19 protein-coding genes and 6 tRNA genes are annotated in these 19,535 nt (G+C 58.6%); 7 read left to right on the top strand and 18 right to left on the bottom strand.

The features are described from left to right. Positions 1 to 227 precede the first annotated feature (227 nt). From DWV43_RS03615 to DWV43_RS03595, 5 genes are all read left to right on the top strand, one after another. Complete coding sequence (locus DWV43_RS03615) at positions 228 to 1,130, top strand: LysR family transcriptional regulator (protein ID WP_055251412.1); 903 nt, start codon at positions 228 to 230, stop codon at positions 1,128 to 1,130. Positions 1,131 to 1,178: 48 nt separating this feature from the next. Beyond that, positions 1,179 to 1,715: a ribonuclease HI gene (gene rnhA / locus DWV43_RS03610; RefSeq protein WP_117757382.1), complete on the top strand. Its 537-nt coding sequence runs from the start codon at positions 1,179 to 1,181 to the stop codon at positions 1,713 to 1,715. Positions 1,716 to 1,790: 75 nt separating this feature from the next. Next, positions 1,791 to 2,897: a Gfo/Idh/MocA family protein gene (locus DWV43_RS03605; RefSeq protein WP_117817164.1), complete on the top strand. Its 1,107-nt coding sequence runs from the start codon at positions 1,791 to 1,793 to the stop codon at positions 2,895 to 2,897. Positions 2,898 to 2,899: 2 nt separating this feature from the next. Further along, the gene (locus DWV43_RS03600) at positions 2,900 to 3,310 is read left to right on the top strand and encodes an acylphosphatase (protein ID WP_117817163.1); all 411 of its coding nucleotides are present in this window, start codon (positions 2,900 to 2,902) and stop codon (positions 3,308 to 3,310) included. A gap of 61 nt (positions 3,311 to 3,371) precedes the next feature. Then, positions 3,372 to 3,752: a Fur family transcriptional regulator gene (locus tag DWV43_RS03595; protein ID WP_199569358.1), complete on the top strand. Its 381-nt coding sequence runs from the start codon at positions 3,372 to 3,374 to the stop codon at positions 3,750 to 3,752. Positions 3,753 to 3,829: 77 nt separating this feature from the next. Here DWV43_RS03595 and DWV43_RS10310 read toward each other — a convergent pair whose 3' ends face one another. The 4 genes from DWV43_RS10310 to DWV43_RS03575 are packed head-to-tail and all read right to left on the bottom strand — an operon-like array spanning position 3,830 to position 5,720. Beyond that, positions 3,830 to 4,423 (bottom strand): HAD hydrolase family protein, encoded by a 594-nt coding sequence (locus tag DWV43_RS10310; RefSeq protein WP_117817162.1) that lies wholly within the window; start codon positions 4,421 to 4,423, stop codon positions 3,830 to 3,832. After that, complete coding sequence (locus DWV43_RS10475; protein ID WP_117817194.1) at positions 4,306 to 4,701, bottom strand: HAD-IIB family hydrolase; 396 nt, start codon at positions 4,699 to 4,701, stop codon at positions 4,306 to 4,308. The genes DWV43_RS10310 and DWV43_RS10475 overlap by 118 nt, the downstream gene beginning before the upstream one ends. 8 nt (positions 4,702 to 4,709) lie before the next feature. Next, on the bottom strand, positions 4,710 to 5,288 hold the full coding sequence (locus tag DWV43_RS03580) for an urease accessory protein UreE (RefSeq protein WP_117817161.1): 579 nt from the start codon (positions 5,286 to 5,288) through the stop codon (positions 4,710 to 4,712). Positions 5,289 to 5,291: 3 nt separating this feature from the next. Further along, a complete protein-coding gene (locus tag DWV43_RS03575; protein WP_117817160.1) occupies positions 5,292 to 5,720 on the bottom strand; it encodes a peptidylprolyl isomerase in 429 nt (142 codons plus the stop codon). A gap of 120 nt (positions 5,721 to 5,840) precedes the next feature. Between DWV43_RS03575 and DWV43_RS03570 the strand changes: the two genes are divergently transcribed. Both DWV43_RS03570 and DWV43_RS03565 read left to right on the top strand, forming a co-directional pair. Continuing rightward, positions 5,841 to 6,854 (top strand): dipeptidase, encoded by a 1,014-nt coding sequence (locus DWV43_RS03570; RefSeq protein ID WP_117817159.1) that lies wholly within the window; start codon positions 5,841 to 5,843, stop codon positions 6,852 to 6,854. A 74-nt stretch (positions 6,855 to 6,928) separates the two neighbouring features. Further along, positions 6,929 to 7,705 carry a M48 family metallopeptidase gene (locus DWV43_RS03565; RefSeq protein WP_158569820.1) on the top strand — a complete coding sequence of 259 codons (777 nt, stop codon included), beginning with the start codon at positions 6,929 to 6,931 and terminating at the stop codon, positions 7,703 to 7,705. Positions 7,706 to 7,711: 6 nt separating this feature from the next. Here DWV43_RS03565 and folB read toward each other — a convergent pair whose 3' ends face one another. The 14 genes from folB to DWV43_RS03495 form a co-directional block, all read right to left on the bottom strand. Then, complete coding sequence (gene folB, locus DWV43_RS03560; RefSeq protein WP_117648306.1) at positions 7,712 to 8,197, bottom strand: dihydroneopterin aldolase; 486 nt, start codon at positions 8,195 to 8,197, stop codon at positions 7,712 to 7,714. A 43-nt stretch (positions 8,198 to 8,240) separates the two neighbouring features. Further along, positions 8,241 to 8,822, bottom strand: coding sequence for an HD domain-containing protein (locus tag DWV43_RS03555; RefSeq protein ID WP_199569357.1), 582 nt, complete (start codon positions 8,820 to 8,822; stop codon positions 8,241 to 8,243). A gap of 2 nt (positions 8,823 to 8,824) precedes the next feature. Continuing rightward, positions 8,825 to 9,382 (bottom strand): GTP cyclohydrolase I FolE, encoded by a 558-nt coding sequence (folE, locus tag DWV43_RS03550; protein WP_117817157.1) that lies wholly within the window; start codon positions 9,380 to 9,382, stop codon positions 8,825 to 8,827. Positions 9,383 to 9,448: 66 nt separating this feature from the next. After that, positions 9,449 to 10,030 (bottom strand): anaerobic ribonucleoside-triphosphate reductase activating protein, encoded by a 582-nt coding sequence (gene nrdG / locus DWV43_RS03545; protein WP_117817156.1) that lies wholly within the window; start codon positions 10,028 to 10,030, stop codon positions 9,449 to 9,451. A gap of 426 nt (positions 10,031 to 10,456) precedes the next feature. Continuing rightward, positions 10,457 to 12,679, bottom strand: coding sequence for an anaerobic ribonucleoside-triphosphate reductase (gene nrdD, locus DWV43_RS03540; protein ID WP_117817155.1), 2,223 nt, complete (start codon positions 12,677 to 12,679; stop codon positions 10,457 to 10,459). Between the two features lie 668 nt (positions 12,680 to 13,347). Continuing rightward, positions 13,348 to 13,422, bottom strand: a tRNA-Val gene (locus tag DWV43_RS03535). Positions 13,423 to 13,425: 3 nt separating this feature from the next. Next, positions 13,426 to 13,501 (bottom strand) — tRNA-Gly (locus DWV43_RS03530). Between the two features lie 141 nt (positions 13,502 to 13,642). Further along, positions 13,643 to 15,376 carry a glycoside hydrolase family 13 protein gene (locus tag DWV43_RS03525; protein ID WP_147346258.1) on the bottom strand — a complete coding sequence of 578 codons (1,734 nt, stop codon included), beginning with the start codon at positions 15,374 to 15,376 and terminating at the stop codon, positions 13,643 to 13,645. 178 nt (positions 15,377 to 15,554) lie between these two features. Continuing rightward, a tRNA-Gly gene (locus tag DWV43_RS03520) sits at positions 15,555 to 15,630 on the bottom strand. 42 nt (positions 15,631 to 15,672) lie between these two features. Further along, a tRNA-Cys gene (locus tag DWV43_RS03515) sits at positions 15,673 to 15,746 on the bottom strand. 34 nt (positions 15,747 to 15,780) lie between these two features. Continuing rightward, positions 15,781 to 15,856: transfer RNA gene (locus tag DWV43_RS03510), tRNA-Gly, on the bottom strand. Between the two features lie 105 nt (positions 15,857 to 15,961). Further along, positions 15,962 to 16,708 (bottom strand): anti-sigma factor antagonist, encoded by a 747-nt coding sequence (locus tag DWV43_RS03505; RefSeq protein ID WP_117817153.1) that lies wholly within the window; start codon positions 16,706 to 16,708, stop codon positions 15,962 to 15,964. 78 nt (positions 16,709 to 16,786) lie between these two features. Beyond that, positions 16,787 to 19,132, bottom strand: coding sequence for a GAF domain-containing SpoIIE family protein phosphatase (locus tag DWV43_RS03500; protein WP_117817152.1), 2,346 nt, complete (start codon positions 19,130 to 19,132; stop codon positions 16,787 to 16,789). A gap of 59 nt (positions 19,133 to 19,191) precedes the next feature. Then, positions 19,192 to 19,281 (bottom strand) — tRNA-Leu (locus DWV43_RS03495). Positions 19,282 to 19,535 lie beyond the last annotated feature (254 nt).

The following is a 19,535-nucleotide window of genomic DNA, read 5'->3' as shown; positions in this document are numbered from 1 at the left end:
GTCGCTGTCTCCTGATCACGCCGACGGGCGCAAACAGGAGCCCGGCATTCGTCTTGGTAAGCAATTCATATGCGGGCCTCCTTTCGCGCCCCGATTCCGTGGTCGGCTTAATAACCTACCGCCTTTGTGTGTTTTGAATAGTACGAGCATTGTCTCCCTCGGTCAATCACTTATAAGCGCTAACTTGTTATCTGTTTTATAGATAACTATCGAAAGGACGGGCACCGATGACCCTTCAGCAGCTTCGCTTTCTGATCGCCGTGGCAGAGTCCGGCTCAATCAACGCCGCAGCTCAGCGCCTCTATACCGCTCAGTCCAACATCTCAAACGCCGTCAAAAGCCTAGAACAAGAGCTCCATCTGGAGATCTTTACGCGCTCCAGCCGCGGCGTCACGCTCACCAACGACGGCACCGAGCTTTTGGGCTATGCGCGCCAGGTCGTAGAGCAGGCCGACATGCTCGAGGCGCGCTACGAGGACGGCGGCACCCCGCAAGCCCGCCTCGCCATTTCCGCCCAGCACTACGCCTTTTCGGTCGAGGCCTTTGTCAACGTGGTCGAGCGCTGCCGCGACAGCAAGTTCGAGTTCATCATGCGCGAGACCACCACATCGCAGATCATCGATGACGTCCGTGCGTTTCGCAGCGATATCGGCATTCTGTATCTGGATGACTTTAACGCCCGCGTTCTGCAGAAGGCCTTCGCCGATGCCCGCGCAAGCTTCCATCCCCTATTCGACGCGACGGTCCACGTCTTCGTTAGCGAGCGCCACCCGCTCGCACGCCGCCCGCAGCTGTCCCTTGCCGACCTCACGCCCTATACGCGCTACAGCTTTGAGCAGGGAACCTCAAACTCCTTCTATTACGCCGAGGAACCTTTTAGCTATATCCCTTGCGACCGCAACATACGAATCTCGGACCGCGGAACACTTACTAACTTACTTATCACGTCGAACGGTTACACCCTGTCGACCGGTGTCCTCTCCAATGAAATGCAATGGGGCATGGCATCGATCCCGCTAGCAGACGCCCCAACGATGCACGTTGGCTACATCATGCACGACGAGCGCAAGCCCTCTCTCCTCTTGCAGCAATACCTCGACGAGCTCAACCGCATCATCCATGCCAACTAACTGTCGGAAGACGGGGTAGAAATCGTAGATTGCTAGCCCCCGGCGGGCATGGCGCTACAATGGTCACTCACACGAAACGTACCCAACGAAAGGAACCATGTGAAGGTCATCATCTATACCGACGGCTCGGCCCGATCAAATCCGGGACGCGGCGGCTACGGCGCCGTGCTCAAATACACCAACCCCGCCGGCAAGACCTTCACCTCCGAGCTTTCACGCGGCTACGCCAAGACCACCAACAACCGCATGGAGCTCATGGCCGTTATCGTGGCGCTCGAGGCACTCAACCGCCCCTGCGAGGTCGAGGTCCATTCCGATTCGCAGTACGTCGTCAACGCCTTTAACAAGCACTGGATCGACGGCTGGAAAAAGCGCGCGTGGAAAACTGCCAACAAGCAGCCCGTCAAGAACCGCGACCTGTGGGAGCGCCTGCTTGCCGCAAAGAGCAAGCACAAAGTGGAGTTCATCTGGGTTAAGGGCCACGCCGGCCACGAGCTCAACGAGCGCTGCGACGAGCTCGCCACCACGGCGGCCGACGGCAGCAACCTCGATATCGATACCGGCTTTAACGAGAGCGACCTGTAACGGCGTTTTCGCACGCTATTTCCTGCCCCCTCGCGCTACACTCATCCTGTAAACCGAACGGCACGAGGGGGATACATGCTGCGTATAGCGACCATCGGCACATCCATGATCACCGACGACTTTATCCAGGTCGTCAACGCCAACGACCAAGCCGCGTTTGTGGGCACGCTCTCGCGCGATGCCGAGCGCGGCGCCGCCTTTACCACCGAACACGGCGGCGAGCGTAACTTCACCGCACTTGACGAGCTTGCGTCCACCGACGACGTCGACGCCGTCTACATCGGCAGCCCCAATGCGCTCCACTACGAGCAGGCCCTTGCCTGCATCGCCGGTGGCAAGCACGTCATCGTCGAGAAACCCTTCTGCGCCACCGAAGCGCAGGCACTGGAAGTCTTCCGCGCTGCCGAGGCAGCAGGTGTCGTGGCCCTCGAGGCCATGCGTCCCCTCCACGATCCCGCCTTCCACGCCATCGAGGACGCCCTGGGCGAGATCGCCCCCATCCGCCGCGCCTCATTGCGCTTTGGCAAGTATTCCTCGCGCTACAACGAGATTCTCGCGGGACGCGCCACCAATATCTTCGACTGCAATATGGCATCGGGTTCCCTCATGGACATTGGCGTCTACACCATCGAGCCCATGGTCGAGATCTTCGGCATGCCCTCCGGTCTCACCAGCATGACCACGCTGCTCGATCCCTCAACGCAAGAGCTCACCCATGGCCCCATCGACGGTTGCGGCTCCATTCTCGTCAGCTATGGCGGAGGCCGCATCTCCGTCGAACTTGCGCATTCAAAGATCACCAACGACCTGCTGCCCTCGCAGATCGAAGGCGAGCGTGGCACTATCCAGATCGACCATCTGTCCACGCCCCGCAACGTCCGCATCGACTATCGCGGCGACGTCGTACGCGGATCGGCAACCGAGGCGCCGCGCGAGCAAGGCGACAACGGCCGCGTGCTCGACCTGCCCAAATCGAGCAACACGATGGAATACGAACTCGCAGACTTTATCACCGCCATCGGCGGCATCGATAACGTTAAGGAAGAGATTTGGGAGACCCCGGCGGGACGCCACGAGCTTGGCCACTACCGCGATGTCACGCTCGTCTCGCTGCGCATCATGGATGCCGTGCGCCAGCAGGCCGGCATTACCTTCCCGGCCGACGCAGACAAGCTGGCCTAGCGATGGGCTTCCTCGATACGTTCTTCTCCAGCGTCACCGGCGGCAGTCGAGAGCCTCAAAAACCATCAAACGTCGAGCTCGAGCTGCGTCGCAGGCTTACTGTGCTCGCAAGCGACGAGGCCACTCAAGACACTCCCCTGCGCTATTTCCTGCGGTGGGAGGGGCAGGTCCAGGGCGTCGGTTTCCGCTTTACCAACACCAACCTCGCACAGGCACGCGCACTCACCGGCTGGGTGAGTAACATGGAAGACGGGTCAGTCGAGATGGAGATACAGGGAGCTCCGGCAAACATCCTGTCTCATCTCGAGGCGCTTCATGCCTCCTATGAGCGCATGGGAACGCGTTTTCGCCTCGTAGACGCCCAGACCCGAGCCCCACTTGCCAATGAAGACGGTTTCATTCCTCGTTATTAGTATTGTGTGCTAAATACGGTATCATTTACCTACGACCGTTGATAGAAAAGAGGCGAGGCGCATGGCGGTGCAGAGAAGGAATACCAAGCAGCGAAAGCTGGTTCTTGACGCTGTGCGCCAAAGCTATAACCATCCCACCGCCGACGAAATCTACAACGCCGTACGCGAACAGGATGACAAGATCAGCCGCGGCACGGTCTACCGCAACCTCAATCTCTTAGCCGACGCAGGGGAGATTCTCTCTATTAAGACGCCGGGCGGCAGCCGCTTCGATCGCACCATCGAGCCGCACGCACATATCATCTGCACCTCGTGCAGCCGCGTCATCGACGTACCGCTCCCCTTCGATGCCCAGCTCGACGCCAAGGCGTCCGAGCAAATCGGCTGGCGCGTCACGTCGCACTACACCATCTTTGAGGGCCTCTGTCCCGACTGCCGGTAGATGTTTGGGACATGCCTTAAAATCCACCTTTCTGCACTCTGCAGCAAAAAGTAGATTTCTAGGCATGCCGCATATATCTACTCGGCGAGTAGGCGATGCAGTTCCTCTTCGACCGTGCGCACGTAGCGGACGCGGTCGTTGATGCCGCGCATGGTGGGGTTGCAGCTCTCCATCAAATAGGGATGGCCCACGACGTTGAGCATGTCGCGATCGTTCTCATTGTCCCCAAACGCCATCATCTCATCGGGCGAAACCCCCAGGGCACGACCGTAATCGGCAAGCGCGGAGCCCTTGCCCGAACCGAAACCGATAAAGTCCGTCCATTCGGTTCCCGACGTCATAACGTCAACACGGTCGCTAAAGAGGCGCTCGAAATACTCCAGCGCCGCCGGCTGCTCCGCCTCGGGTGTCTGGAAGGCAATCTTAATGACGTCCTCGTCGATGTCCTCGGGACGGTCGACTACCGCCACATCACAATGGACCTCATAGCGCAGGTGGTCAACAAACGCATCGTTGCCGCTCATGGTATAGAGGTGCCCCTCACACGACAGGGTCACGTCGGCACGGGGTACGCAACCACGGCATTCGCGATATCCATGGCCAGGCCACGTTCCATAGAACGCTTGACCACGGCACGTCCCTCGCTCATCACCAGGGCTCCGTTTTCGCATACATAGGCGAGCTCATCGGCCACCGGGGCAAACAGGTAGCGCAGACTCGCATATTGACGGCCACTCGCCGGCATAAACACGATACCGCGACGATGCAGCTCATCGATAAGCTCAAAGGCCTCGGGACGCGGCTCGCGCTCCCCCGGATGCAGCAACGTGCCATCCAAATCGCATGCAATCAGCTTGATTCCCTCAAGACCCATATGCTTCCCCCAAAGCATCTCATCAACAGCAAGACGGGCCTTGATCGGTCGCCCCTCAAAGCCCGTCTTGCGCATACGCGCGCTTAGCCGCGCGTCTTTTTTACGATGGTAAAGTCGGGAGCCATGCTCACGACAACATCGGCCGCACTCGACGCAAAGCGTCGGCCCGCATCGAGCTCGCGCGAAACGATCGAGATTCGAGCTCCCTCGACACCCCGGAGCATGCGGCCCAAAACAGGCTGCACCGGCGTATACATGCGCACGGTATGCTCGTCCGAGTCGCCCCGAAAGAGCGGCGCATGCATGTTGCCGATCTCCCAACACGCATGCGCGAGCGCAATCGGATCCATGCGGTCGACTTCGACCAAATAAACCTCGGCGCTGCGCAGGCGCACGACAACCGCCACGGGCACCATGCCCGAACGGTCGATGGCGAGCACGTCGCCATCGGCAAGACGACCGCCGTCGGCAGTATCCAGCCGAACATCGATCGTGCGCCCCAGCTCCGTCACGCCCACAAACGCACATACATCGGCCTGGTCCCAATCGAGCAGTAGCTCGTCAACTTCAAAGACGCCGCCCAACTTCCGGCGAAGCAGGAGTTCATAGGACGGGTCGTTGAGATTTCCGAGGCACGCTGTCGAAACCAGATTCGCAGGCATGGCCTAGTCCTCGACCTCGACGAGCTCGATATCAAAGTTGAGATCCTTGCCGGCGAGCTCGTGATTGGCGTCGAGCGTCACGGCCTCGGGCGTCACGTCGATGACCACGGCGGGGACGGGCATGCCGCTCGGCGTGGACAGGAAGAGCTTCATGCCCTTCTCGATCTGCTCGATATTGGGAACCTGCTCGGCCGGGAAGGTCAGAACCATCTCGGGATTGTGCTCGCCGTAGGCATCGGCAGCAGGAATGTGCACGGTCTTCTTCTCGCCCACCTGCATGTCGACAACAGCGGCGTCGAAGCCCTTGATCATCTGACCGGCGCCACAGGTGAACTCCAGCGGCTCGCCGCGATCGTAGGAGCTATCGAACTGCGTGCCGTCATCGAGCGTGCCGCGATAATGGGTCTTGACCTTCTTGCCCTGGTTGGACATGGAAACCTCCGTGATAGGGGCGGCGCACAACGCGGACCGCCGTGAACATATGGCGCTAACTATACCCTAGTCATACAATTCAAAGACAGTTTGCAAAGAAACGGTGCAACCGGAGGAACTATGGCATATCCCGTATTTGACCTACATTGCGACACCGCCGACCGCATCGGCTGGGCCACGCTCGATCTCGACCTGCGCTTTACCGCCGGCACCGACGGTTATTTCCCCGGCGACGAAACCCATCCGCAAGATTTCGACCTCATCGAGGGCAACGCCTGCGCCATCTCGCTCGCAAAGATCGGCAACACGCCGTGGGCACAATGCTTCGCCACGTTTGTCCCCGACGAGATTCCCACCGCTCACGCCGCGCGCTTCCAGGCGCAGATCATGGCGCACATGAGCGGCCAGGCAATGCTCAACCACGACAGCATGGTCAACGTACGCAGCGCCGCTGACATTCGCCCTGCGCTCAAAGACGGCAAGGTCGCCTGCATCCATACCATCGAAAACGCCACGTTCTTTGCCGAGGACCCCGCGCTGATCGAGGTGCTCAAGAGCTTGGGCGTACTCATGTCATCACTCAGCTGGAACGCGCAGGGGCCGCTCGCGAGCGGCCACGACACCCACGCCGGCCTCACCGCCGCCGGCATCGAGGCGCTCACGCAGATGGAGCACGCCGGCATGGTGCTCGACGTCTCCCACCTCAACGATGAGTGCTTTGACGAGGTTGTCGCCCACGCCACGCGCCCCTTCGTCGCCAGCCACTCCAACTCCCGCGCAGTCTGCGGCGTCAAGCGCAACCTTACCGATGACCAGTTCCGCACCATTCGCGACATGGGCGGCATCGTCGGCCTCAACTACTGCAGCGAGTTCCTTTCCAACGACGCAACCGACAAAACCGCCGCAGACGTCACCTTCGACCAGCTAGCGGCACATATCGAGCACTGGCTCGACCTGGGCGGCGAGGACGTCATCGCGCTCGGCGGCGACTGGGACGGCGCAACTGTGCCCGCCTTCCTCTCCGATGCCAGCAAGATGCCCGAGTTCCAGAACATGCTCTCCAAGCACTTCGGCAAGACCGTGATGCAGAAGCTCTGCAGCGACAACGCGCTCGCCTTCTTTGAGCGTTATTAATTTCGCATCCCTTGAGCAGGCCGGCATGCCGAACGGTCGACATGCCGGCCCGTCCCCAATCCAAAGGACCGCTTTTGACGCAGCAATTTACGATTTCCATATCCCGACCGGATGGGACGCCCATCCCCGTCGTCGTTACCAAAAAGCGCGTCAAGAACTTCAACCTACGCGTCACATCGAGCGGCGAGGTCCACGCCAGCGCACCGATCGGCGCCAGCCGCGAGCGTATCGAAACGTTTGTGAAGCGCAACAGTGCCTGGATTATCAGCCGACTTGCCCAGCGCGAACAACGTCAGGCGACGGCGCGAGAGCCGCTCAGCCCCTCGTCCATCATTGCACTTTGGGGCAAGCCCATCACGGTACAGGACGCACTCGATCACAACTTTGCATCACCCGCACCGCGGCCCAAGCAGGCCACTTTCGCAAGTTTTATGGGTACCGACGAGCCAAGTGGGCGCGCGCAGGCAAAGCAGCGCACAGCCCTTGACGGCCTAACGCCCAAAGAACTCCAGACCCGCATCGACCAACTCTATGCATCCGAGGTCACCGCAGCGCTACGCGACATCGTGCACGCGTACGAAATCGCAATGGGCGTCACCGTGGCCCGCGTCTCCGTGCGCAGTATGAAAACGCGTTGGGGTTCCTGCACGCCCAAAACCGGCGCCATTCGCATCGCGCGCGAGCTCGCCGCCTACCCCGTCGAATGTCTCGACATGGTTGTCGCCCACGAGCTCGTCCACTTGCTCGAGCCAAGCCACAATCAACGGTTTCACGCCCTGCTCAACACATACTGCCCCAACAATAGAGCACTGTCTCAGCGGCTCAAGCAGCCACCCATAGAGTCGTATTAGAACCGGTTAGCGCACGCGCTCGATCTCGACGCCGCAGCTTGCCAGGGGCAGGCCAACAGGAGCCCACGGCTTATCGAGCTTGATGCGCACACCAAGCAGCAGGGGGTAACGACGTAGCAGCATCTGGGCCACACCCTCGGCTGCAGCCTCGATGAGTTTAAACGTATGCTCGCGCAGATAGCCATCGACATCGTGGCACACCGAGCCATAGTCAATCGAGGCGTCTAGGTTATCGTGCTCCCCCGCCGCGCGCAGGTCGGCATAGAGCACTAGAGAAACGATGAACTTCTGGCCCAGCGCATTCTCTTCGGGATACACGCCATGGTTGGCAAAAACCTCAAGGCCGTCAATGACAATACGGTCGGCATGGCGCAGGTCGTCATAGCTCACGTGGGGCACCGCCGTTGCGGTGGATATTTCGCCCCTTCCACGGCGGGCGAGCTCGGCGCCTTCAGTCTTGGTTGCGTTCTCGGGCAGCTTCTTGTTACTCATCGCGATCGTCTCCTTCGTTTAGAACCCCGACCGCGCAAACTAACTACACGCGAATCGACAGGTTCTTTTTATCATCGCTCCAGTTGCAAGCATTGCGCGCGGGGCATGCAAAGCAGGCGCGCGACGCTTTGTCGGCCGCATAGAGCAGACGCTCAAGCGGTTGGCTGTTCACGCGCAGCTTTCGATGGCCCAAAATGGCCGTCTTAATGGCTGCGGCATCGGCCGGCTCAAACGCCACGTCATCGGGCATGCCGCCGAGAATCGCATCAGCGACGCGTTCGCTTGCAACATCATGGGATATACCCGATTCATACTGTTCATCTTTGCCGATATCGTGAAGAAGTGCCGTGGCGTAGATAACCTCGCGGTCAAATTCGAGCTGTTCCTCGAGATTCTTGATCCACATAATGCGAGCGACATCGAGCAGATGGTCAATACCGTGGCGGCAGAAAATGCGCCCCGATTCCAACTGTGCAATGTTGCCCAGGTGCCGCCGGAACAGCCCGTTGGAACAGATGTAATCGATACGAGGCATGACGCCAAAAGGCGCCAGGCCCGAAGCCATAAAACCGCGACGCGGCGTTCCCTCATCGGTCTTCGATGCAAAGTCGTTAACGGCTCTCATGGTTAGCGGTCCAGCATCCTAAAGAATCGCTCCTCGAGCGCGGGATCAGTCTCAAAGACGCCGCGGCGAGCGAGCGTCACGGTCTTGGTGCCGGGCTTTTGCACGCCGCGCATGGTCATGCACATATGCTCGGCCTCCATGAGCACAATCGCTCCCTGGGGAGCAAGATATTCCATGAGAGCGTCGGCAACCTGCGCACACAGCTGCTCCTGCAGCTGCAGACGACGGGCATAAACCTCAACCGTGCGGGCGAGCTTGGAAAGCCCAGCCACCCGACCGTTAGGGATATAACCAATGGCGGCCTTACCATAAAACGGCAGCAGATGATGTTCGCACAGCGAGTAGAACGTGATGTCGCGCTCGATAACCAAATCGTTCGAAGCGACGGCAAAGGTTTTGGACAGATGCTCCTCGGCACTCTGGTCCATACCGCCGGCAATCTCGCCATACATACGGGCAACGCGCGCCGGGGTCTCCAGCAGGCCCTCACGAGTTGGGTCCTCGCCTATGCCCTCAAGCAACAGCTTAATGGCGGCCTCGACTTTTTCCTGATCGACCATCTGGGCCTCACTTTTCCGATTTCACGTTCGCGCAATGGTACCACGCCCTCCGGCATCGACCACAAGCTACATAGTATGGGTCGAGTAGACCGGATCGTCCCGCCAAAGTTCAACCGCATCACAAAGCGCAACACCCTCGCGCTCAGCACGGGCGCGCGTAGCGTTCATATCGATCACGCGCTGGTTGCTCGAGCCCCTAAAGCGCAGCGTGATATCGTACAGGTCCTGAACAAACGGGCCGTCCACCAACATGTCGAGGCAGGCAAGGATGCGGTCCGTCACCTCGGTATGATGACGACCGCCCGGCATAAGCTCCTCGAGTACATCGCCAGTAAAGCACCAAATGGTCTTTCCTGACCCCGCAGGATAGGCCGCACGCACGCGTTCGATAAAGTCAACAAGCCCCGCCTGATTCTCGGGCTCCATAGGCTCGCCGCCCAGAATCGTCAGGCCATCGATAAAGGGATGGTCGAGACTCTCGATAATCTTATCCTCGACGGCGCGATCAAAGGGCTCGCCCGCAGCAAAGTCCCACGCGACAGAGTTAAAGCAGTTCTTGCACCCACGACGGCATCCGCTCACAAACAGAGAAGTACGAACGCCTTCCCCATCAGCAATGTCGAAATACTTTATGTTCGCGTAGTTCATAGGTAACTCTCCTGGGAGGCCGGGACATATCATCCCGTCCTCAAACATTCTCGGCCTGCGGCCTGCGAAACTGCGGGCGGGACGATATGTCCCGGCCTCATGCAAAAGGTAACTCAATGAACGAAGCGAACATCGAGCATAGGATTCGAGGTCCAATAAAAACTGGGTTGCGGCTCAACCGCCATCGCAAGTAAATCGCAGCTGCAGCTCGAATTATATCCGCTAAGAACTTCGAGGAGTGAGCAGACCGCATGCCGCATCTCAGCTACATCAACTTGGCTGCCCCGTAGCGAGGCCCCGGACCTTTGCTCGATATGAGTTCCGCACGAACAGGAGGCGCCAGTGGCGCCTCCGTCGTGAGCCAGGACTGTCCGAAATAGCGAGCAAAAGTCCGGGGCCTCGCTACGGGGCAGCCTGGGATGGTTATTAGAGATGCAGCACGCGGTCGCGGATCTCCTCGGTTCGACCCTGGTTCCAGAATTGGGTACCGATGTAGCCGCACGTACGACGAGCGACGTTCATCTTCTCCTGGTCGCGGTTGCCGCAATTGGGGCACTCCCACACCAGCTTGCCATCGTCCTCGACAATCTTGATCTCGCCATCGTAGCCGCACACCTGGCAGTAGTCGCTCTTGGTGTTGAGCTCGGCGTACATGATGTTGTCGTAGATGTACTGCATCACGCGAATGACAGCCTTGAGGTTGTCCTGCATGTTGGGAACCTCAACGTAGGAGATAGCCCCGCCCGGCGAAAGCTGCTGGAACATGCCCTCAAACTTAAGCTTGTCGAAGGCATCGATCTCCTCGGACACGTGGACGTGATAGCTGTTAGTGATGTAACCCTTGTCCGTCACGCCCGGGATAATGCCAAAACGGCGCTGCAGGCACTTGGCGAACTTGTAGGTCGTCGACTCCAACGGCGTACCGTACAGCGAGAAATCGATGTCGCTCGCAGCCTTCCACTCCGCGCACTTGTCGTTCATACGCTGCATGACGGCCATGGCAAACGGCGTGCCCTCCTTCTCGGTGTGGCTATGGCCCGTCATGTACTTGACGCACTCATACAGACCGGCATAGCCCAGGCTGATGGTGGAATAGCCGCCCACGAGCAGCTTATCGATTGTCTCGCCCTTCTTCAGACGCGCCAGGGCACCGTACTGCCAAAGAATCGGCGCGGCATCCGAAAGCGTGCCCATCAGGCGCTCATGACGGCACAGCAGGGCGCGGTGGCACAGCTCAAGGCGCTCGTCGAAGATCTTCCAGAACTTGTCCATGTCCTGATGCGAGCTCAGCGCGACATCGGGCAGGTTGATGGTCACAACGCCCTGGTTAAAGCGACCGTAGTACTTGGGTTTGTTCGGGTCATAGTTCAACGCGTTGGCCACGTTGTTAAATCCGTTACCGGAGCGGTCGGGCGTCAGGAAGCTGCGGCAACCCATGCAGGTGTAGCAATCGCCGTTGCCGGCGGTCTCGCCCTTCGACAGCTTGAGCTCGCGCATCTTCTTCTCGGAGATGTAGTCGGGCACCATGCGCTTGGCGGTGCACTTGGCAGCCAGCTGGGTCAGGTAGAAGTACGGGGAATCCTCGTGAACGTTATCGTCCTCGAGTACATAGATAAGCTTGGGGAATGCCGGGGTAATCCAAACGCCGGCCTCGTTCTTAACGCCCTCGTAGCGCTGGCGAAGCGTCTCCTCCACAATCATGGCAAGGTCGTGCTTCTCCTGGGGCGTGCGGGCCTCATTGAGATACATAAAGACCGTCACGAACGGCGCCTGGCCATTCGTGGTCATAAGGGTCACGACCTGATACTGAATCGTCTGGACGCCGCGACGGATCTCATCGCGCAGGCGATCCTCAACGACCTCACGGACCTTCTCGGCAGACGCAGAGACGCCGAGCTCCTCAAGCTCGCGAGCGACCTCGCCGCGAATCTTTTGACGGCTCACCTCGACAAAGGGGGCAAGATGGGTCAGCGAAATAGACTGCCCGCCGTACTGGGAGGAAGCAACCTGGGCGATAATCTGCGTCGCGATGTTGCAGGCAGTCGAGAAGCTGTGCGGCTTCTCGATCAGCGTGCCCGAGATAACGGTGCCGTTCTGGAGCATGTCCTCCAGGTTCACCAGATCGCAGTTGTGCATGTGCTGGGCAAAGTAATCCGAATCGTGGAAATGGATCAAGCCCTCATTATGGGCATCCACGATCTCCTGGGGCAGCAGCACGCGCTGGGTCAGGTCCTTGGAAATCTCGCCGGCCATATAGTCGCGCTGAACGGAGTTGACGGTCGGGTTCTTGTTGGAGTTCTCCTGCTTGACCTCTTCGTTATTGCACTCGATCAGCGACAGAATCTTGTCGTCGGTCGTGTTCTTCTGGCGCTTCAGGCTCTGAACATAGCGATAGATGATGTAGTGGCGGGCAACCTCGTAGCAGTCGAGACGCATGATCTCGTCCTCGACCAAATCCTGAATCTCCTCGACCGAAACGGTGTGGCCCGCGTTCTCGCATGCCTCGGCGACATTTTGTGCCGCGTAAACCACCTGGCGGTCGGTTAGACGAGAGCTCTCCTCGACCTCCAAGTTTGCGGCGCGGATAGCATTGACGATCTTATCGATGTCAAAGACAACCTCGGTGCCGCTGCGCTTGATGATCTTCATCCTCTTGCCTCTTTCACGTCGTAGTCTCATTGCGTTTCAGAGCCAAACGATGCCCGACAGGGCTTGCCCCTGTCTTGCGGCGCCGTCGCGCAATCTTTGTTCTCGATAAACCATAAGCCTCCATGCGGACATTCCCTGGAGCCGATCAAGCGGCTCAAGGACACGTTCAAAAGAGGCAGTTAAGGTCTTCGTTCTCTGTCCGCCATCTATCATACGACAAAGACGCATCTATATCCTGTATTCTTTTTTTAGGTCAAACACAACATATAGTGTTTCAGCAGGTCAAAGCAATTAGTCATTTTGCAGACGCATTAAAAATGAGGGGTATTTGACAAGTCGGTAAAACGTTACCAACACGGCTACCTGCATGGCAGTTATAAAACCCCCTTAGTCAAGCCGCTGACAAATCCTACCAAAACCAAGCCGCTCACACCAAAAGAATCCAAAAGATTATGCTTGACCAACATGTTGCGGTCGTGCCTTGCCGAGCCTCATGCAACCGCGGCACGAGTCCTTGAAAGATATGTGTATGCAAACGGAGAAGATGAGAGTTTTCTCGGATGACTACTGAGAAGCATCCTAGAAGATCAAAAAACTCGAAATTTGGCGACACATTTGGCAACCAAAACAAAACAGCCCAGAGACATAGCCTCTGAGCTGCGAACATTTGGTGGGCGTTAGAAGATTTGAACTTCTGACCTCTTCCGTGTCAGGGAAGCGCTCTCCCCCTGAGCTAAACGCCCAAATGGAGCGGACAACGGGGCTCGAACCCGCGACCCCAACCTTGGCAAGGTTGTGCTCTACCAACTGAGCCATGTCCGCCTGCGAGGATTTAATATACGGGATAATCCACCCAAATGCAAGAACTTTTTTTGAAAAGTTTTGCGACACCCTCGCGAACCTCGCGAAGACATCAGCCACCACGGAAAGCGCAGGCAAACGCAAACTCGCCGCAAGAGGCCCCTACAACTCAGCGAGCATGATCCAGGCAGAACTGTCCTGCGCGAGCTTGCCGTCTGCAAGCGGTGATGAGGTGAGCAGGACCCTGCCCGCCGGCAGCTCCACGGGTGCTGCACCGAAGTTCGTCACACACGCCCAGCCGTTGTCACGGCGATAGGCGATGACGCCGCCCTCAGCGCCCTCGGCACCATCCGCAAGGCCGGTGCGCCCGTCAAGATCGAGCCACTTAAGATCGTTGGCGCGCCCGCGCAGCTTGCGCCGCAGCCAGAGGGCGTCACGATAGAGCGCAAGCATCGATGTCGGGTCCGCTTCTTCCCTATCGGCAGCGTAATCGGAAAACCATGCAGGCTGCGGCAGATGGGGCGCCGCATCGGCGTCCGCCGGTGAAAACCCAAACGATCCGCCCTGCACGGGATCGTCCGCTGCCACCCACGGCAGGGGCACACGGCAGCCGTCGCGCCCCTTCTCGCGCTTCGGTCCGTGCGTATTGGTCGCAGTAGGATCTTCGAGTGCGGCCCACGGGATATCGGCCACCTCAAAAAGGCCGAGCTCCTCACCCTGATACACGTATGCCGAGCCCGGAAGCGCCAGCTCAAGCAAAAGGGCCGCCCGCGCGCGGCGCTCACCGAGTTCACGGCCCTCGTCATAAGACGACCCGTCGCGTAAGAGCCAGTCGAGCGCAATCTGATGGTAGCGCGTCGCCTTGATTTGCGGCAGGGCATAGCGTGTCGCCACGCGCGGCACGTCGTGGTTGGAGAGTACCCAGGTCGAGGCAGAATTGGATTCGATAGCCGCCTTCAAGCCCTTCTCGATTGCAGCGTGCATGTCATCATAGGTCCAAGTGGCCTTGGCGAACTCAAAGTTGAATGTCTGGCCAAGCTCGCTGGGGCGTGCGTAGAGATACTGGCGCTCGGGCAGAACCCACGCCTCGGCAACGGCGCTGCGCGGCGGATCATAACGGTCGAACACGCGGCGCCACTCGCGATAGATCTCATGGACCTCGTTGCGGTCCCACAGCGGATGGGTGCCGTCCTCAACCATGTCATCGCCCTCGGCGAGATGCCACCGGTCGAGGTCATCGCGGTCGAGATCCTTGGCGAGACCGTGCGCCACATCAATGCGAAAGCCATCGACGCCTCGATCGCTCCAAAACGCCAGGACGTCGCAAAAGAACGCATGAACCTCGGGACACGACCAGTCAAAGTCCGGCTGCTCGGGCGTAAACATGTGCAGATACCACTGACCGTCCGCGACGCGCGTCCAGGCGGGGCCACCAAAGTTGGCATTCCAATTGGTGGGAGGCAGCTCGCCGTGCTCGCCGCGACCATCGCGGAAGATATAACGGGCGCGCTCGGGCGATCCGGGGCCGGCGGCAAGAGCGGCTTTGAACCAGGGGTGCTGGTTGGACGAATGGTTGGGCACGATGTCGACGATGACCTTGATGCCGTGCGCATGAGCCGCGGCGATCATGTCATCGAAGTCGTCAAGCGAGCCGAGACGTGGGTCGACATCGCAGTAGTCCGCCACATCATAGCCGCCATCGACGAGAGGCGATGGGTAAAACGGGCTCAGCCAGATGGCCTCGATACCCAGCCGCTCAAGATAGTCCATCTGCTGGGTAATGCCCGCGATATCGCCCAGACCCGAACCAGTCGAATCCTTAAACGAGCGCGGGTAGATTTGATAAATCGCGGCATCGGACATCCATGGGCGCGAAGAGGACTTTTCTGTAGCCATGGGGTGCGACTCCCTTGCAACGAGGTTTTGCGAGATGTCCACGATGATACGCCCAAAGCGGACATTCGCGGCAAACAACGCCACAGCCACGCCCCAAAACGCTCGCTCCCCCTCGGGTTCGAGCCCAAGCGACGGGTACGAAAAAGCCCGGCTACCGTAGTAGTCGGGCTGCTGCGTTTGGAGCGGACAACGGGGCTCGAACCCGCGACCCCAACCTTGGCAAGGTTGTGCTCTACCAACTGAGCCATGTCCGCATATGTAAAACAAAACGGGCGCCGGAGCGCCCGGATGTTGCCTGGAGGCGAAGCCCGGATTCGAACCGGGGGTAAAGGCTTTGCAGGCCTCTGCCTTACCACTTGGCCACTTCGCCGAAAAAGGACCGCCTAAACGGTCCGGAAATGCAATGGAGCGGACAACGGGGCTCGAACCCGCGACCCCAACCTTGGCAAGGTTGTGCTCTACCAACTGAGCCATGTCCGCTTGCGGGTTATTAATTTACGCGAGTTGTCCAAAAGACGCAAGTACTTTTTTCAAAAAACTTGTCTGCCGCATGTTCTTAGTAGCTAAACGCGCTAAAGCGATTGGCTAGGCACACGATTCCAGCGCTCCGCTAAACAGCTTCACCATCTGCACGCGCGTGCCGACGCCGTCCGTACGACGAGCAACCTCCACGTTATCGACGAGCATACGCATAAGCTTGATACCACGGCCGCGCTCCTCAGATGCGACCGGTACGCTCGTTTCATCGATAGAATAGCCGGCACCTCGATCAAGCACCTCAACCACAACGCGATCGCCATAGGCCTGAACCGTCAGGACGCACCCGATACCGCCCGCATGGTCATAGGCATTACCCAGCGCCTCCCCCGACGCCAATGCGACATCGTAGCGCTCGTCACGGCGCAACGGAAGCGATTCAAGGAGTTCGGCGATGCGATGTCGGTAGTATGGAAGATTCTCGATACCCTGACGGACCTCGACGCTCTTACTCCAGCGAGGCAGCTCCCCCACCGGAATGGCGGGAATAGACTCCCGTGTCGGCCCCGCGACATGAAGGATATCGACAAGACGAGCAATCTCCAAAAAGCGAACAACTTCACCCGATGCATTGACGAGCGAGAGCAGGCCTTCTCGCCTCATGAGCTCACGAGCGCGCGTAAGCAGGAATGCCAAGCCCGTCGAATCGATAAAGCTAACAGCCTGACAGTTGATGACGACACGACGCACGCCGCGGCCAATCAAAGCATCCAACCGCCGACGCAGCGCAGGCACCGTGGCGATGTCGATATCGCCTGGTGGCGTCAAAACCGCTATGTCATTCCACTCATTCATACGACCATGGTTCCCCAAAAAAGCCCACTCGATGCATTCGTTTCCCCAACCGTACGGATTCAGCCCGCCCAGCGTCGTCTATGAACGACCCCGTAAAAACTCAAGGGACACCAATGCAATGTCATCGTCCAGCGCCGATTCGGTAAATCGGTCAAGCTCGCCCAAGACCTTGCCGCAAATGCCCGACACGCCCTCACCCGAGACAGAGAGCAGAAGGTCGCGAAGGCGCTGCTCGCCAAAGAAAGCACCCGAGCGGTCACGCGCTTCGATTGTTCCGTCGGTGTACATAAATAGCATGTCACCAGGAGCGAACGTAAACACGCCTGTCTCGTACACCATGCTCTCAAAGGCACCGATTACCCCCGATTGGCATCCAAGCAGCTCGACCTCTCCCCCACGGGCCTCGCCGCCACCCAGCGGCATCGACTCTGGCCTGATGACCATGGTCGGAGGATGGCCCGCCGAACAATACGTTGCGCGTCCGGCTTTAAGGTCAATCTTGGCGATAAAGGCCGTCACGAACGTCTCGACCCTCGAAAAGCCCATAAGCATGCTGTTAAGGGAGCGTGCCATGCGGGCCGGTCCAGCGCCCTCCCAGGCATATGCCGTCAGGGCCGTCTTGACGAGTGCGGACATCGATGCAGCCTCAATGCCTTTGCCAGACACATCGCCCAGAATCATGACGGCGCAATCGTCGGGAAGACGGATGAGCGTATAGAAATCGCCGCCGACCAACGCCGAATTCGTGGCCGACAGGTACACCGAATCGGCGGCGATTCCCGGAACATCCCCCAGTGAATTTCTCATGCCAATCTGGAGCGTCTGAGCGATATGGCGCTCCTCACGCTTTTGAGATTCGCCTTCATAGATCAGTTCAAAGTCATGAGCCAAGTGCACCAAGTAGTCATATTCAAGGTCATCAATCGGCTCTTGGCTACCATCACGAAGCAGCAGCGCGCGCGTCGTCGGGCCCTTCGCAACAGAAGCAGGAACAATCGCGTCGTTACTGTGCTTGCCATCGCCCTTAGAGCGCGGACGCCCCGCCTCGATGCCGGCGTCGACGTAGAGACCCTGGCAAGGCAAGCCATGCGCCCTAAGCCAGCCTCCCATAGGCATCGATTCGTCAACGCGAGTTATACGGACGTGTTTAAGGTCCTCGGCACTCGTGCCGCCCAAAACAGATGCCTCAAAGCCATCAGGGCCAGCCCCCAGACGTGCTGCTGGCGCCGTCGTGGAAAAGAAAAGCTTCTCGGGATCGTCCGGCAAAGCAACGCGGCTGCCGCCTTCAAAATCTATGACGTAGGAATCCAGACTGGCGTCATACTCAATAGGGCAAAAATGGCAGTTGAGCATATTGCAGATCTCGGACGATACCGCCTGGGTAGCCGCGGCGGAATCGTCTAGAAAGGTAAACAACTCATCACGCAAGACATTGAGCGAGCGGCCAAGCTCGGCCGTGCGACGGGAGCGAAGGCTCGATGCCATGCCGACCAGCTGGATAGACAGGTAATCGCAAATGACCTCGAGCACATTAACGTCATAGGCGAGCGGTGCCTGAGGGCGTTTCCAACCAACTTCCAGCACGCCAAGGATCTGCGTACCGTAAAAAACGGGAAGACAGATCTCGCTGCGGTACGGAGGCATATCCTGCATGCGCAACAGGTGCTTAGAACGATTGTCCAGATCCATGAACATACCGGAGGCGACCTTATCACCCTCAAGGTCCTGTTGAATCGACAAGCGACAGGCACGCGACTCACGAAGAACATACGTCGGAATGCCAGCGCCATACGGCAAAAACTCAGGCAGGTAGCTGTCGTACAGCTCCTTGGAAACACCGCGAAGTTTAAAACCACCGCTCTCAGAAAAATAGATAGCGGCACCCGAAGCATCGAGCGTTCCTACAAGCTGGTTCAAAACGGTATCAAGTAGGCTGGGCAGCTCATCGGAGCCCACGGTACTCATAATGACCGAGAGCGTGCCAGAGAGGCGCTTGTTCGCCACTCTAAGCTCCGAAAGCGCACGCTTGAGTTGCCGGTCGTGAGAATACTGTTCCTCGATACTGTGAAGCGCCACCAGGACACGTGGTGCGCGGCGCCCAAAGATGTGTGGAGGCGTTACGGAGCCCGCACGAACCAAGACGGGAATAAAAGAGCCGTCACTCAGCTTGAGCATCAGTTCGTTCTCGGAGCCATCAGTTTCAAATGGCAGACGATGTTCCGTCGCACGTTCAAAAGCGGACGAGTACAGGACGTCTTTAACATCTCCGCCGATGACGTCGGCGCGTTCCTCGCACATCAAACCAAGTAAGCGATTATTCACATGCAGAATGGTTCCGTCGAGCTCGCAGATGATGACAGCATCGCTCGTGATCTCGACTAGTTGGGCAACGTCTGCCCACTCGTTGCGTTCAAGCGTTTCCATCGTGGACCTCACCGTCTATCGGTAACAAAAAAGCCTCCGAAGAGGCTTCTCAAATGCGATGGTGTCGGAGGCGGGACTTGAACCCGCATGACCAAAAAGCGGTCACTAGCACCTCAAGCTAGCGCGTCTGCCAATTCCGCCACTCCGACATGCTATGTTGTTGATTCGCGGTTCGTTTTGTTGGACCCGCGCGTTCAACGAGGAAGATAATAACCTATGATTCGAGAACTGTGCAAGCACTTTTTTGAAAAAAGTTTACGAATTTGTAAATGCGCAGGTAGATCTGTATATCCGGTTCGGAATGGGGGCAGCTTCCCAGCGCGTCCTCGGGCATGCGGTACATTTTGATCCGCGCTTCGCGCTACAAAATGTACCGCCCCCTGCGGAATGCGCTGGGAAGCTG

The organism is Collinsella sp. AF05-9, from assembly GCF_003465595.1.
Classification (GTDB): Bacteria; Actinomycetota; Coriobacteriia; order Coriobacteriales; family Coriobacteriaceae; genus Collinsella.
The sequence above is the reverse complement of the archived record's forward strand: the minus strand, read 5'-3'. Positions and strand labels throughout refer to the sequence as shown.